The 15,247-nt window shown below is 49.3% G+C and carries 14 protein-coding genes; 4 read left to right on the top strand and 10 right to left on the bottom strand.

Features of this window, described 5'->3' with window-relative positions; genetic code table 11:
* Window positions 1-202 precede the first annotated feature (202 nt).
* Window positions 203-1,003, bottom strand: a complete 801-nt coding sequence (locus tag IQ256_RS04050) for an isoprenyl transferase (protein WP_228024548.1) — start codon at window positions 1,001-1,003, stop codon at window positions 203-205.
* Window positions 1,004-1,410: 407 nt separating this feature from the next.
* On the opposite strand from IQ256_RS04050, the gene IQ256_RS04045 reads away from it, so the two are divergent.
* Window positions 1,411-2,730, top strand: a complete 1,320-nt coding sequence (locus IQ256_RS04045) for an ATP-binding protein (protein ID WP_193854267.1) — start codon at window positions 1,411-1,413, stop codon at window positions 2,728-2,730.
* A 105-nt stretch (window positions 2,731-2,835) separates the two neighbouring features.
* Here the strand turns inward: IQ256_RS04045 and IQ256_RS04040 are convergent, their stop codons facing one another.
* The 7 genes from IQ256_RS04040 to IQ256_RS04010 form a co-directional block, all read right to left on the bottom strand.
* Entirely contained in the window at window positions 2,836-4,578 is a 1,743-nt protein-coding gene (locus tag IQ256_RS04040) for a serine/threonine-protein kinase (RefSeq protein ID WP_193854266.1), read from the bottom strand.
* 274 nt (window positions 4,579-4,852) lie between these two features.
* Window positions 4,853-7,012 (bottom strand): ribonuclease catalytic domain-containing protein, encoded by a 2,160-nt coding sequence (locus tag IQ256_RS04035; RefSeq protein WP_370623343.1) that lies wholly within the window; start codon window positions 7,010-7,012, stop codon window positions 4,853-4,855.
* Window positions 7,013-7,134: 122 nt separating this feature from the next.
* A complete protein-coding gene (gene rpsR / locus IQ256_RS04030) occupies window positions 7,135-7,350 on the bottom strand; it encodes a 30S ribosomal protein S18 (protein WP_006456672.1) in 216 nt (71 codons plus the stop codon).
* 41 nt (window positions 7,351-7,391) lie between these two features.
* A complete protein-coding gene (rpmG, locus tag IQ256_RS04025) occupies window positions 7,392-7,580 on the bottom strand; it encodes a 50S ribosomal protein L33 (protein WP_071776896.1) in 189 nt (62 codons plus the stop codon).
* A 191-nt stretch (window positions 7,581-7,771) separates the two neighbouring features.
* Window positions 7,772-8,407 carry an NYN domain-containing protein gene (locus tag IQ256_RS30280; RefSeq protein WP_370623342.1) on the bottom strand — a complete coding sequence of 212 codons (636 nt, stop codon included), beginning with the start codon at window positions 8,405-8,407 and terminating at the stop codon, window positions 7,772-7,774.
* Window positions 8,408-8,581: 174 nt separating this feature from the next.
* Window positions 8,582-9,151 carry a phycobiliprotein lyase gene (locus IQ256_RS04015; protein ID WP_193854264.1) on the bottom strand — a complete coding sequence of 190 codons (570 nt, stop codon included), beginning with the start codon at window positions 9,149-9,151 and terminating at the stop codon, window positions 8,582-8,584.
* 66 nt (window positions 9,152-9,217) lie between these two features.
* Complete coding sequence (locus IQ256_RS04010) at window positions 9,218-10,480, bottom strand: HEAT repeat domain-containing protein (RefSeq protein ID WP_193854263.1); 1,263 nt, start codon at window positions 10,478-10,480, stop codon at window positions 9,218-9,220.
* Between the two features lie 135 nt (window positions 10,481-10,615).
* Here IQ256_RS04010 and IQ256_RS04005 point away from each other — a divergent pair, with 135 nt between their 5' ends.
* Together IQ256_RS04005 and IQ256_RS04000 are read left to right on the top strand one after the other, a co-directional pair.
* Window positions 10,616-11,515 (top strand): HEAT repeat domain-containing protein, encoded by a 900-nt coding sequence (locus IQ256_RS04005; RefSeq protein ID WP_193854262.1) that lies wholly within the window; start codon window positions 10,616-10,618, stop codon window positions 11,513-11,515.
* A 64-nt stretch (window positions 11,516-11,579) separates the two neighbouring features.
* Window positions 11,580-12,686, top strand: coding sequence for a hypothetical protein (locus tag IQ256_RS04000; RefSeq protein ID WP_193854261.1), 1,107 nt, complete (start codon window positions 11,580-11,582; stop codon window positions 12,684-12,686).
* Window positions 12,687-12,710: 24 nt separating this feature from the next.
* Here IQ256_RS04000 and IQ256_RS03995 read toward each other — a convergent pair whose 3' ends face one another.
* On the bottom strand, window positions 12,711-13,298 hold the full coding sequence (locus IQ256_RS03995; RefSeq protein ID WP_193854260.1) for a Uma2 family endonuclease: 588 nt from the start codon (window positions 13,296-13,298) through the stop codon (window positions 12,711-12,713).
* Between the two features lie 87 nt (window positions 13,299-13,385).
* Window positions 13,386-14,267, bottom strand: a complete 882-nt coding sequence (locus IQ256_RS03990) for a glycosyltransferase (protein WP_193854259.1) — start codon at window positions 14,265-14,267, stop codon at window positions 13,386-13,388.
* A 176-nt stretch (window positions 14,268-14,443) separates the two neighbouring features.
* Here IQ256_RS03990 and IQ256_RS03985 point away from each other — a divergent pair, with 176 nt between their 5' ends.
* Entirely contained in the window at window positions 14,444-15,232 is a 789-nt protein-coding gene (locus IQ256_RS03985) for an alpha/beta hydrolase (protein WP_193854258.1), read from the top strand.
* Window positions 15,233-15,247 lie beyond the last annotated feature (15 nt).

The raw sequence follows: 15,247 nt of genomic DNA, 5'->3' as shown, positions 1-15,247 counted from the left end.
GGACGTTAATTAAAATGCTTGTCGAGACGGGCTGACGGGGGTACTTAAGCTTGCTTAGGTATCTAGTTAAGAGTCTTTGAAGCAAGAATCTCCGACTATACCCATAGGGTTAGGGGGAGAGCGTCAATAAATCAAGATCAGTTAGGGAATGAGAAAACTCAGATGTAAGCTATTCCCTATCCCCTACTGCCCGTCTCACCCCCTACGCCGTTAGCGCTGTCTTCTCTTCTGCTTTTTGTAGGGAAATAGCATCTTTCGCGTTTCCGAATCGCCGATCGCGCGCCTGATAGGTCAATAGCGTCTGATGGAACTGCGCTCGGTCAAAGTCTGGCCAAAACGCATTCGTAAAGACCATCTCGGTATAGGCTAGCTGCCAAAGCAGAAAATTGCTTAGCCGCTGCTCACCGCTGGTGCGAATCAACAGATCGGGATCGCTACCTCGTGTGTACAGATGCTCAGCAATCGTATGTTCAGTGACGTCGCTAGCAGCCATGTCCCCTTTCTCTACCTTCTGAGCTATCTGCTGACAGGCAGTCGCAATCTCGCTGCGGCTGCCGTAGTTGACAGCAACGTTAAAATCGATTGCAGTATTGTTCGCAGTTTCTTCTACTGCCCGGCTCATTTCTCTTTGTAATGCTGGCGATAGCGCTGAAAGATCGCCAATGAAGCGAACGCGAACGCCTTCTTTGTGCATCGCCATTAGCTCTTTTTTCAGCATCTTTTCAAACAGCACCATGAGAAAATCAACTTCTGTTGTCGGACGTCTCCAGTTTTCTGTAGAAAAGGCGTAGGCAGTTAGCGCGCCAATTCCCCAATCCTTGCAGCAGCACAATAGATCTTTGAGCACCCTAGCGCCTTGTCTGTGTCCAGCAATTCTAGGCAGTCCTCGCTGATTGGCCCAGCGGCCATTGCCATCCATAATCACAGCCACATGCCGAGGCACACATAGAGGATTGATATCATCAGGAAGCACAGAATAGGTGTGCATATCAGTTAGCCGCATAGATGGTCACAAAGACGTTGTCAGAATTCCCGTCGTTTCACTGGAGCTAGCAGTCCTTGCTAATATGCGTAGGCGCAGCCCGCCAGAACAATCGCTGAATCGGTTGGCATCGTCAAGGGTTCAGGCTATCGGACGCATCGCTTCGATGTCAGTCGGAAAAAGTCGGCTGTCTCTTTGGCCTAATTATTTGGGCAGTCTCTTTGGACTGGCTCTCTGGTCTGGCTCTCTGGTCTGACTCCCTAGCCTAATGTAGCTGTGACCATCAGAGGGTTGTGACTAGCTAACGCTTATTCCCAAAGATTTAGTTTGTTCGGAACATTCCCCCTAGGATAGGTAGTCTACTATGCAGGCAGAACTACGATGTCTGCCTAATTTAGCTGAAGCCAGTACATACACTTGAAGGGGTTATGAGTATAGAGCAAGCTATTGAGTACGCCGATCAGTTGCTATTCGACCAGACCGGAAAACATCTGAGCGATCTGCAAAGCCACATCATTCAGCAGAGCTGGCATGGCAGAACCTATGGACAGGTTGCCACTTTGGCTGGATATAGCGAAGGCCATGTAAAAGATGTCGCTTCTCAGCTATGGCGGCTATTGTCTAGTGCGCTAGGAGAGCGAATTACTAAGGGAAATTTGCGATCGCGCCTAATCAACCGCATCAAGCGTACTCTCAAAAAAGCCTCTACTGCTAACTTCCTAACGGCTTCTCACGTGCTATCGGCTCCAGATTTCATCGGTCAAGAACAGACCCTTTCAACGCTGCAGGCCCTGAGTCAGCGACAGCCTATCATTGTTATTCAAGGAGAAGGTGGCCTAGGCAAAACGACGCTTGCTCAGCGCTACTGCCAACCGTTCAAACAGGTGCTAGAGCTGCTAGTAGCCAGAGAAACTAGCCACATTGTCAAAGCAGAAAGCGTCGTGGAAGAATGGTTGCAACATCACTTCAAGCAGCCACCTGCCAAGGCGTTTGGCATTACGCTTAGTCGGCTAAAGCATCAGTTAGAACAGAATGAAGATAGCGTAGTTTTTATTGACAATCTAGAGTCAGCGCTGCTAGGCAACGGACAGTTTGCCACAGAGTACAAAGGCTATGTAGAACTCTTGCGCGTATTAGCTACGACAAAAACAACAACAATCATCACCAGCCGCGATCGCCTTTGCGAACCTAGCTTGAAAGTCTATCACTATCGCCTGCCTGGTTTGCCACTATCTGCCTGGTGCCAGTTCTTTCAAGCGCACATCAAGCAAACCAACATTAAGCAAACAAATCTTAGAGAATCCGATTTCACTAACATCTTGAAAAGCATGCACCGGGCCTATGCTGGTAACGCAAAGGCAATGGAAGTGCTATGTTCAGCGGTTGTAGAAGACTTTGGCGGGGATATCAGTGCCTACTGGCAACAGAACGAAACTAATCTGTTGGGCAGCGCTGAGCTGAGGAACCTGATTAGCAGCCAAGTTGACCGTTTGCGCGCCCTAGATCCAGAATCATATACAGTGTTTTGTAGATTAGGAAGCGAGCACATGCTAGATAAGTCGCGTTGGCATGCGGCTGAGATCTTGGCATTGATGTGGGATATTCCACTTGAACGGCAGCGAGCAATCTTGAGTTCGCTGCGCGATCGCTCGTTATTGCTGCTGCAAAAAGGTATCTATCGCCTGCATCCTGTGATTAGAGCCGAGGCTGGAATGCGATCGCGCACTCCTAACGCCTTCACAACATAACCCGAAAGAGTTGAATGGTTTAGCTGGGGGCCTCACTTCTAGAGACTTAGACCAGTGCGACGCCTTTTCTTGAGGTAGGATAGCGAAGCACCTCACTGAGCCTATTCACTGACCGGTTTTATTTCTGGCCTTGATGACGCGCACGAATCGAGAATCAACAATACGGGGTTGACCGTCAATTGTTTCTAGTATGAAAGTTCGCTCTTCTCGCTGAATCTCACCGTTGGGATATACATAGGTGTTGTGTCCAGTCAGCGTCAGTGCTTCCTCTGTTTGATCGACAACCACAAGATTTTCTACGGTGACACGCTCAAACCTCTCAAAGAACTCTCGGCTAAAGCTAGGAGCAAGGTCTTCTGAAAAGACAGCAACCGCATTATTCCAAGATTGACTAGAGATGTCGCTATAGAGCGTTTCGACTAGGGCGATCGCCTCTTCAGGATTAGGCGTAGGTTCTTCTGTAATATCGGATGTGGATCTAGGTGTGGGTTCATCTGTAGATTCAGGTATGGACTCAGGTTCGGGTGCAAAGCCTCCATCGATCGAGGGCTGTTCTAAAGGCTGTTCAACCCGCTCAAAGCCACCTGTTTGCACGGGTCTATCTGGTTGCACAGCAGGCTCCGACACAGTAGGCTCCGACACAGCAGGCTCTGATATATTGTTACGCCAAGCTAGTAGACCAGTGCTAAATATAGCAACGGTACCTATCGCAAGGCCAAAGGGCAGCAAAACGTTTCGACTAGAAGCGGGGGTTGAAGGTGCTGCTGGTTTATGGGTCTGTAGCGACAAATCAGCTTGTGATGAGTCAGCCTGTCCTGCTTGCGATGATACAGCTACAGTTTTAGCCATAGTAGGCGATAGCAGCGTCTGGGTAGATAACGACAGCGTTCGGGTAGGATCCGCAGGATAATAGTCCGAACTATTTGAGCCAAGATGTGCATACTCCTCAGCAGCTAGGGTAGTGAACTGGCTCAGTTCGCTAGGTAGACAGTTCAAAGCGCTAAGTGCAACTGAAGCAGTTGGGAAACGGGCGCGAAAGTCATAGCGCACCATGGTGTCTAAGAATGTTTTGAGGGCAGGGTGAATATGGGGTATGGTTGTCCACCAGCTAATTTCTCCGGTCTCAGGATCGATTGGAAGCGTGCTGGGGTGACGTTGGGTTAAGCCTTGGATCGCAATCATGCCGACGGCATAGATATCGCTGCTAAAGTGGGGGCGACCTGCGACCTGTTCACTGGGCATATAGCCTCGAGTCCCGATAGAAATAGTTCTACCTAAGCTTGACTGCGATCGCGTAAGCTGAGTAGTTACCTGTTTGACCGAGCCAAAATCGATTAGCACTAGGCGGCTATCAAGTTCGCGACGAATCAGATTTGAGGGCTTAATGTCGCGGTGAATCACCTGCTGCTCATGCACAAACTCCAAAGTATTTAGTAAATCGCCTAAAAAGCTGATTACGATAGCTTCTGACCAGCGGGCTGCCGGCTGCGTAGCCAAACTCAACTCAAATTCTAATGAATGGCCCCGGACCAAATCCTGTGCTAGGTAGAACTCTTGGTTTTCTTCAAAATGGGCTAATAAACGAGGAATTTGAGGATGATCTCCAAGCTCAGAAAGTACCCTAGCCTCTGTTTCAAACAGTCGTCTAGCAACTTGTAACTCTTCAGCACTACTAACTTGAGGCTTGAGCTGTTTGACAACGCACTCAGGGTAACCAGGCCGATGACGATCTTGCGCTAAGAAAGTTTGTCCAAATCCGCCAGCGCCTAACTGTCCTGTAATCTGATAGCGTCCACCCAGCAGAGGTAGACCTTCTGTGTAGTTCGGCGGATGAGGTTGATTGCTCATAGAAGATTGACTGTGGAAAGAGCGCGCGTCAGGCAGTGGGTATAGACTTTAGTCCATACATCTGGCATTGCACTTAGCACCCTAGTTACGCTTAGCGCTCTAGCTCTATTAGCGCCTTATAGGATAAGAGAAGATAAGAGTTACCGCTTCTATCAATAGTTTAAGCTAAGCGCGGGTTGCTATAGCTAGCGTGTGAATGCATCCGCCCGCTAGCTGACCACTTTACTTTTCTATACACAGTGCAAATATATACAGTGCAAAGATGGAACGGTTTCTAGCTAGCTGACTCTTCAATAACAGCTTCCGCCTGGTCTGTTGCCATGATGACTTCTTTGAAGCGAATCATTTCTTGACGAGGGTCAGCGTAGCTTACCTGAATCGTTAGCCGCTCGCCGACTTCTACGGCCCGGTCGAAGCGCATAACGAATTCTAAACCCAAGTCCTCGAAGATAATCAGACCTAAGCTTTCATGTTCACGCAGCCAGCGCACCATGACCACATCCCAGGGCTGTCCTGGGTTTGCTTCATCCTGCCGCTTCAGGTACTCGATCGCCCAGTATTTCTTCGTCTGTCGCTCTACCATCACGGCTTCATAGGCGGCGTTAGCGACGCTAGCAATAATCTCAGGCATCTCTACGGGCGTGAACGGCAGATCGGCTCCGCGCAGGTGGGCTTTGAGCTGAAAGTGTCCCATCAGATCTGTGTAGCGACGAATCGGTGAGGTGACTTGGCAGTAGCGATCTAGCCCCAAAGTGGCATGACGCGCGGGGGTAATGCTCATTTCGCTGCGAGTCATGCATCGACGAATAGCAGAATCACGTACCCATCCGGCTTCTAGCTGCATCAGTTCTTCTTCAGAAGGGAGTTCGGGCTGTGGCTGAGCGCGAAAGGGCAGTGGAATCTTGTTGTCTTCGCCGTAGCGAGCCGCTATCTCGCCAGTGAGGATCATCATCTCGGCCACCATCTCACGAGAGTTCGATGATTCGAGGATATCGATGGTAATGACGTCATCGTCAACTTTAATCACAGATTCAGGCAGCTGAATATCAATAGCACCTTGTGATTTTCGCCAGGCTAGACGCCGTTTAGCATGCTCGAACAGCGTTAGCAGTTCGCTCTCTGCCTGAACGCCTAGCTCGATCATTTCGTCTGCATCATCATAAGTCAGTCGATAGGTCGGCTTCACGAGGCTAGGCTGAATGCTGTATTCTGCAACACTGCCGTCTTCGGCTAATAGCACACCGAAGCTGAGCGCGTTGCATATCTGGCCTTGAATCAGGCTCATCGGCCCAGCAGCTAGCTCGAACGGGAACATAGGAATGACGCCAGTGGGCAAATACACAGTGGTACAGCGTCTGCGAGCTTCTGTGTCTAGGCTGTCATTGATGCTGATCCACCGGGTGGGATCGGCGATGTGAATCCACAGCTTGTAGCGGCCATCAGCTAGAGTTTCACAGCTCAGGCCGTCATCGATTTCTCGGGTGCTTTCATCGTCTACGGTGTAGACCTTTAGGTGAGTTAGATCGGCGCGATCGCCCTCAACTTCAGCAGGCGGTGATTCAATAATCTGCGCGACCCTTTCACTAAGCTCTTCAGGAAACTGAGTGGGAATCTGTCGGCGTCGCAGCGCTAGATTTTCATGCTGAGCCCACAGCCCTAAAGCAACCAAGAAGTCAAAAGCTGCCTCTGGCGACTTGTCTTGATCAAGCTCAGCGAGTAGCTCTTGGGCGGCGTTCTTTTGACTAGATTCATCACCTAGCAGCGCATAGCGTTCAACAATTTCTAGGCGCGGGCGATCGCTCTTCTCCCACTCAACTGACTCACCCGATAGGCCCGCCTGAATCCGCGCCAAAAAGCCTTCTCGCTCCGCCTGATTAGCGGCTTCACGGGCAATTTTGTGCTGCAGCTCTTCAACTTGGCTAGCAGACCGGGGCTCGTAATGATCGCCCTTTTGCTTGAAAAATATTTTGTCTTCGCTTAGCAGACGATGTGCCGCGTAGCACAGGGATGGACTTTGGTCTGAAAATAATAGCTGCGCTAGAGAAGCGGGTGTGGCTGGTTCTTCTAGCTCTAGCAATAGCTCCCATGCGACCTCTAGGTTATCTGGGTCGATGTAGTTTTGCGCTTCAGTTACAAACCCTTCGATCTCTGTCGGCTCGTAGCTGGTTCTACCTTCTTCTGTGCCCACTTCGTAGATGATCTGCCGAGGATGAATGATATGCGACTGTCCAGAGTAATCGACCAAAACCCAGTTCTTTTTGCCCTCTGGTCTATCGGCGACGGCTAGATGGGGCGATCCCTTCAGCTTGAATTCTACGAGCGTTCCCTTTTCCACAGTTCCTTGGGTGCGAGTTTCTGGTGTAAGCCTTCTCAGTACAGATCTGTTTGCTACAGCAAAAAAGCTACCTGCACTACTAGTCAAAGTAGCAGACAAAAGAAACGAGTCCTTGCCTAGTGCAGATAGCTTGATATTTATTTGTTTGTCCGACACAGAGTCTCTTCGGCGTGGTCTCTTCAGGACAATTGCTTCAGCAGGGCAAAAAGCCCAATAGCAATCTAGCCGTCTTCGTTGACGTAGGGTAGCAAAGCGACCACACGAGCGCGCTTGATTGCCTTGGTTAGGTCGCGCTGCTGCTTGGACGTCAAACCCGTAATCCGGCGAGGCAAAATCTTACCGCGCTCAGTGACAAACTTGCGAAGCAAATCTACGTCTTTGTAGTCAATTTTTTCTTCTGGTTTAATCGGGGAAACCCGACGACGGAAGTAAGCCATAACCTTTTATTCTCTATATCCTTAGCTTGTCGATCTCTGGTCTACTTAATTTCTTTATGAACGGTGTGCTTGTTGCAGTGCGTGCAAAACTTCTTCAGCTCCATGCGGCCAGTCGTATTGCGACGGTTCTTCTGGGTGGTGTAGCGCGAGACCCCATTAGAGCGCTTATCGGGATTAGTGCGGCACTCGGTACATTCGAGTGTGATTACGAGACGGACGCCTTTTGCCATGATTGCTGGAAGAACGAAGAACTTTGTGTCAATGCAGTCTTCAATTATGCCACAGGAAGGATAAACATGACTTTCTCAACTTGAAAGGTTTGAAAAGTTTCCTGCGAATATACTCTTATGAAGTATTGGCTTTTTTAATATTTCGAAGATCAAAGAAGGTACAGCTCGGCTAAGACCTAAGTTTGATTCTGTTACCAAGAACTTGGTTTGCTTATCACGTCTCCTCGAAGATTCGTCAGATTTTGTGGAAGCTGAGTTCTCGGGAGAAGGGCAGATGGTAACGTTGCGTGCTTATCAGCGGCGCTTCTAAGTTCCCTAGCCCCTGCTCTTTTTTTGTTCTGGGCAGGGACGTAAACGCTGACCTTAATGTGAGGATGTCGATACTTGACAAGGCTGATAGCAGGAGCTAGGTCAGAGTCCCCGGAGACTAAAACCATTCGCTCGCAAGCTCCTTGATATGCATCATCAAGCATTTGAAGTGCAATATTGACGTCCGTTCTTTTTTCTTCCGGTTTGCGGAAGGTTCTACGATGCCGATGATGGCAAGATTGAACCCTACACTTCACTTCCTTTAGTTTGTAAAGTCCTAGAACCGTTCGTATCTTTGGAAATGTCTCAAGCGCTTCCAGATAAGTTCTCTGACGAAGGAGCTGGTTGCCGCTGACTTCAGCCGTAAAGTACCAGATCCGCTGTATCTGGTCGTCTTGTCTAAGCAGCTCGAAGTACTTTTGCAGATTTAGCCATTTGTAAGGCGTGGACTTTAAGGCACCGTAATATAGATTGAATCCATCAATGTAGATAATGCTTCGCTTGCTCAAAACTGACACCTTTTCAACGAATAAGGTCCACTAACTTCCGCTAGTGGACCTTATTTCAATAATGTAGGTAGCCATATAGGCTACCTGACCGGCTTGCACCGGGGAGTCGTTTTAGAATAATAGCGCGCTTCAGTGAGACGAGTCAACCAAGCATCCGTTACTCCAATACGCCACGAACGTAAGTCAAATTTGCTGTTTCTGTTCGACGCCGAAGCCGACTAAGGCGAGCTGATCTAGCGGCTGGTTTTCGGGGGGGCGGATGTAGTTGAAGATGCGGCGGATACGCATTTGGGGATTGATCAAGGTGATGGAATCGACGGAGATGATGCGGGTGTAGCGGGTAGTCATTAGCAGTTCGCGGGTGCGAGCGTCGAAGCGAAAGTCGGAGATGATCGGGCGATCTTCTTCATAGGCCCGGTCGCGCAAGTAAGCCCCTTCTAGAACCTGCTCGGCATTCACGGTTTCATCGTTGGGCACGAAGGCTAGATTCAGTGACTGATCTTTGGCGACGCCGGCTTCAGAGACGGTGTGAAAGACTAGATGAAAGCCGGGACAGATTTCCATATCGGCTCCCTGCTCAAAGCGGTTGTCTGAAAGGACTTTGGCTTTTTTGTCGGCGGTTAGGGGTTGGACACGGAATTCGGTGTGCGATCGCTCTATCGCCCCTTCACTCAAATAATGATAGGTTCGCTCAGAATCCCAGCCGCCGACGCAGCTATCGAAAAACTGATGAAAGATCGCAAGTGCTGACATCGCTAGGCATCCTAAACTCGTCGTTGATATCTATTAGGTTACAAAAGATAGGTTACAGAGAGTAGATTACAAAGAACTTAGCTTTTCTTGAACTAGCCAATTGGTAGAGTCTATTTCAGATTCGTCAACTGATACGCCTAGCTGGTCTAGCGCCAGAATTGCCGCATATTGAAGATCCCAAATGGGCATGGTCGTGGCTGTTTTCAATTCGTCAATCGCTGCCGAATTGCCAAGCTCGCCCAGCGCGATCGCAGCCGCCACTCTAGACTTTTGAAACTGCGGCGCTTTGTTATGCAGTGCCTCTACTAGCAAATCGGATGCTTCACTCATCTTTAGCCAGCCGCATAGCCGCATGATGTGATAGTGCGCGCCGTAATCGTTGTAGCCTTCAGCCTCATAACTTTCAATTAGCGCTGTAGGTGCCGTCTGTGCATAGTTTTCTATCAGCGTTTTGCTGCCTAAATAGCAGCGGCCAAAGTCGGTGCCGTACAGCTCTTGGATCAGTTCTTCGATGGCAGGCGGCGAGCTATAGGAATGAACAAGCGCTATGTCATTGGGATGATCGCGCAGGGTTCTTTCTAGCCAGGGTTTGACTTGAGCAAAGGCGATCGCACCCGCTTCTATCCCCGCTGCGGCCAGCAGCTTGATACCCCGCAGCCGAAACACCATCGAGACCGGGCACTGCGCTACGTTGGGAATCGCCTTAGAGTAGCGAGCATCGATCAAGTCTTGAATACTGCCGCGCCGCGCGTTTACATTCGTATTCTGCAAATAGCCTAGGATTTTCGGCATGACGCTTTCATCGCCCTGCAGCTGATAGAGGGCTGATAGCGCCGCGCTGGCAATTGGCGCACTTTCGCTATTGATAAAAGGTCGAATCCGTTCAACCGCTGGGGCATAACCCAATGCTGCCAGAGTGTGGATGATAGTTCGATAGCTTTGGTCGGGCCGCTCTAGCTGCTGAGCCAGTTTCTCTAACGTAGCTGAGCTGTCTGTGCCGATCTCGCCTATCGCCCAGGCCGCATTCTCAACCAAATAGTTATCGTCATCGTCTAGGCAGGCTTTGATCGCAGGAAGCGCTGATTTCACTTTCAGTCGGCCTAGGCTTTCTACCGCCTTGCGTCGTACGATGCGATTGTCTAGATCGGGTGATGTGTTGTTGGCTGCTCGCATGAGAGATGCGATCGCCCGCTCCGTATTAAAATTCACTAGGTGAGAGGCCGCAATATACCGACTCGATGCCTCATCCGAATCATCCGCAGGTCCATCTAAAATCTCAATGGCCTGAGCCTCGCTGAGATTAAACAGACCGGAAAACCGATTAGTCATAGCACTTATATACCGGTCAAACGCGGCCTGAAAAAACTGTTCACTGCCTATAGGATCGCATTAGAAAGCGTCCAAATCAAAACCAATTCAAAAGTACAGCCTTTTAAGGTAATCACCCGTATATAACAAACGTTCATGACTAGTTCTAGGCAACCGACGATTCTCTCTCAGGCAGAAGCTGATGCGCTGATAGTCGAAGTTCAGACTCAGCAAAACACAGGCACCTTCGATGCCACTGACACTCAGCTAATAGAACAGCTCGTCGAAGGGTTCAACGATACTCGTGGGATGAAACGTCTGGCCTTTGCCGAAATTTTGGGCAAAGTTGGAAAACCCGCAACGCCAGCGCTGATTAACGGGCTGACACATCATCAAAACCCCACGGTTAGACGAGCCTGCGCTAAAACCATGACGCTGATTGCCGATCCGTCAACCATTCCCACTCTGGTCCACTCGCTGCTGCACGATGATGACACCGTTGTGAGGGGCTCAGCCGTGGGTGCCCTCGCTGTTATGGGAGAAGCCGCCGCGTCAGTGCTGCTCGACATCATTGCCTCGCCCGATTATCCCGATAGCTCAAAGGGACTAGCGACTTGGGGACTGTCTTTTGTTGGCACAGCGGGCGCACCGCATCTGTACCAAGCAATCGATTCCGCTCACGAAGAGGTGCGTAGCGCGGTTGTCGGGGCGCTGACTAACCTGGTTCAAGAAGATGACGACCAGGAGGCGCTCGGCCTGATTGCCAGCAGCCTGAGTGATTCTTCTCCTATGGTTCGCTCTGAAGCCGCCGCCGCGCTAGGAAAGCTCAGTAATTCAGAGGTAGTGCCCCACCTGGCTACGGTGCTGACCGATAGGGATAGTGATGTCAGAAAGACGGCGGCTATGGCCCTGATGAAAATTGGAGATAGCGGTGCGATCACGCCACTCAAAACCGCATTAGACAGCGAAACCGACGAAGCCCTGCAGCCTGTTTTGCGGCTAGCCATTTCCCAGCTAGAAAGCAGGCAAGAAGAAGCGGACGATGGCTGGGACTAGGGAAATATAGGGCATACAGCGATGTTCTTACGCATCGTTATAGATCCGCTCTTTATTCCTAGCTATGGAAACCAACGTCGCCGCCGCTCTTGAAGTTCACGATTATCAGCAAGCCACTCGTCTGCTAAAGCAGTGGCAGCAGCAGGAGCCGTCGAGCCTGTTAATGCGGCTATATGCGGCCAAGCTGCACGAGCAAACCAACAAACTAGACACCGCCCAGAAAACCTATCTAGCCTTGCTCAAGCAATCCACCAGCACGAAGATAATTCGACAGGCAAGAGCGGGGCTACAACGGATAGAAAACGCTCAACAATTGGCAAAAGCTCAGGCATTAGAGCAAGCAAAAGCCACAGCGGACGGCAAAGAACTGGCTATCTTGGCGATCGCATCTCTCCCGACCGCTGCGTCTACTCAATCAGCTAGTGCGACTCAATCAACTAGTTCGCCAGTCACCCGGCAAGCCGCCATCGACAGCATTGCCAAAGTCTTCAATCTCGATCCTTACACCGCCCGTCAAAAGCTCCCTAGCAGCGGCTTTCGCATTCACCGCCTCGGGCCTTTAGGGGCAGTTAACTACTACGCTCAGCAGCTAGCCGCTCCCGCCTTCTGCGCCAAGATTAGCCAGATAAAATCGCTGCAAACGTTTCAGGTAACTCACTTTGAAGCGCTTTTACCCAGCCCGCTTCTGGTATGCAAAAATACAGAGGGTCAGCTCGGAAAAATTAGCTTCGATCCGGCAGAAGTTAGCCAGATTGTCAGCGGTCAGCTCCCTATTTTTGAACAGGTTGCAGATCTAGGGAACTGGGGTAAGACCGTTCACAAAGAAAAAGTACAAGACTATGCTCAGGTGCTAGATTTGCACCTACCGGGCCGACAAATCGTGCTGAGATTGTGCGATCGCCTCTATCAATATCAGAAGGGCGTCGCCCTCAGCGCCACCGCCGAACTCAACAGCCGTATTTTGTGGAATGGGTTGCGATCACATCTGCTCGAAGCCATCGACGGCACGCATCACAGCGACTTTACTAAATTTGGCAAAAGCGCCTTGGAATTTATTCCATTGCTACCTGCGATCGCTCCAAACCTGGATCTAGACCGCCGTGCCCCTAGCGATTGGGATCTAGTCTTTCATCTCTACAGCAGCCTCTGCTACTTCAATCAGACCTTATGACATTAGAGCTGATAGAAAAGATTGCTAGCGTTTCGCATTAAGGATCTGGCGAGCCGTCAGCTTCAGCGTAGGGAATGTCGAAGAATGCACTAAGCAATCACCTTCAAACTCGGTGCAGTTATAGACTCTGTAGTCTAGAGTGCAGATGGTTACCTTCGACGCTAATGAATCTAGAATCCAATACTCAGGAATTTCTAACAGCGCATACTCGGAAGGTTTAGAACGATAGTCGTCCGCTTTTGTTGACTGACTGACGACTTCTACCACTAAAACAGGGGGTGGTTCGTTCAAGTCGATGACAGATTCGCGCTCACTCATCGAATCCCATTGTTCTACACGCAGGACAGTCACCTCAGGAATTCTACTTGTATCCCAGCGCGTGCCTCTAGGAGAACGAACACCTACCAACATTTGTTTAGCAGTCCAAGGCTTTTGGATTGAACGGATATGGGCCCGAAACTCATCGTTGATAAATTCAGCGATCGCACCGTGTTTACCCGTTCCAAGACTCATAGGAATAAGTACTCCGTCTACCAATTCATAGCGAGTGTCGGTACCGTCGGCATAAGTCAGGTATTCATCAAAAGCTATCTTCTTGAGTGCGACTGTCATAGCTTTAAGCCCAAAATTGCCAAGCCCAAAATTGCTCGAGCTCTCTTGTCTCTTATTCTACTGCGTTCCGATGATTGCAGAGATTTGCTATGCATAGCTTTTATAGTCTGCGGCTAAGGGAGCAGGCAAGTAGGTTCTCCACAGATCTGCAAAGCGGATTTTAGGCGATGACCAGGGTTTGAAAGGACCGCTCCAGTGAATAAGCTTGGCCTCTGACAAGAATTTTTCGCCCGAAGCTAATAGCAAGTTAGTGACGGCTGGGTGAGTGCCGTAGCCACAGCGGTTCCAGTTCTTGTCAGCTTGTAAATAGTCTTTAAACATTAGATTAAAGACTGGCTCATCGCCTAGGGTATATAGCTTGTAGTCGCTCTCGGCATCCAAGTCTAGATAATAGTTCAAACGCTCGTAAGTTTCTTCGTTCCAGAAAGAAAGGTCGGTGAACCAAACGCCTGCATTAAATGTTTTGTTGAACTTTGGAATTTCCTTTCGCATCTTAAAGAGATTACTGAAATAGAAAATGCAAGGGTAGAAGTGAGGAATAGAGCCGAAATAGCGATGTTTGTCTAGCGCTTTTGTGTAGGCATATAGCTCTGCGATATCTCCTAACACGATTAGATCTGTATCCAGATAGATTATTCTTTCTAGATCTTCAAAAGCATCTCTAAAGAAAAAACGAGAATATTGAATATATCGACTGTTTCTTCGATCTTCTGTCTTTTCTTTAAACCGATTGTCTAAATACTCTCGTAAAAAAGCAGGTGGCAGATACGATTTTACTCGCCACTGGGCGGCTAGTGTAGGCAAAGACGCCCCAATTTTCTCTTCAAAGAACTGTTCTTCTCCAGGCGGGACTAAGACATTGAATCGAATAGCCTCAGGATTTGCTGCGTTGCTTGTAATAGAATTCATGGCAACAATCAGCGATAGCCAGATTTTTCTATTGAGAGAAAAGACGATTTCTACATTCATTCCTTTCACCGCTATTAAATTAGCGAAGCATCATTCAGCGCTCATTATACAGGGCAGAGCTACTACAGGGCAGAGCTACGGGTCAAGCAGAAATAACGATCACCGTTTATAGCGTCTGTTTCCAGTTATATAGGTAGAATTGATGAAAATCTTCGATCAAAGCATCTTCATCGATAATGAGCAGCCCTACGGAGCCAACTGAACAATCAGCATTAGACTCAACGTCAGAGTCAACTTCAGACTTAATATCAGAAGTTCAAGACATAGAAAGCGACTCGTCAGCAGTCACGCGCGTTGATGAACTTGTCGCTAAGCTAGTACCTATCTATTTTGTCAGCGGCTTGGGCGCGGATGAGAGAATTTTTCAGTGGCTGCGCTACGAAGGCTATCGCCCTGTCCATATTCAGTGGGTATCGCCAGAGCCTGATGAGCCAATTGCAGACTATGCTAAGCGGCTAACAGCGCAGATACAAGATGAGTGTCCAGTTGTGGTTGGTCTCTCTTTCGGCGGGCTAATCGCGGTAGAAATAGCTAAACAGATTGAAACTAAACGAGTAATTTTACTTTCTAGCGCCAAAGATAGCTCAGAAATACCTTTCTATTTCAAGCTATTTCGAGCCTTTCCGATTCATCGTGTTTTTCCATTCAAAAGCTTACTCTGGGCGTTTTATTGGCTGCTCTATTGGCTGTTTGGGCCAGAAGGAGCTGATCAAAAGAAACTGCTAAAGACGGTGCTTGTAGAAACCGACCCGCACTTTTTGAAATGGGCGCTGCACAAGGTGGTGACTTGGAAAAATCGAGAGATTCCAGACGATCTGGTGCATATTCATGGAAAAGGCGATCGCATCTTCCCCTATCGATTTGTCAACCCTAACTACAGCGTTGAGAACAGCGGCCATCTGATGGTGATGAACCGAGCCGAGGAAGTCTCTGATCTACTAGAGGAGTTAGTGCTACGAGCGTAGTTTTCGGTTCGCTGG

Source organism: cf. Phormidesmis sp. LEGE 11477, from assembly GCF_015207105.1.
Lineage (GTDB): Bacteria > Cyanobacteriota > Cyanobacteriia > Phormidesmidales > Phormidesmidaceae > Phormidesmis.
This window is presented reverse-complemented; position numbering and strand designations above follow the sequence as displayed.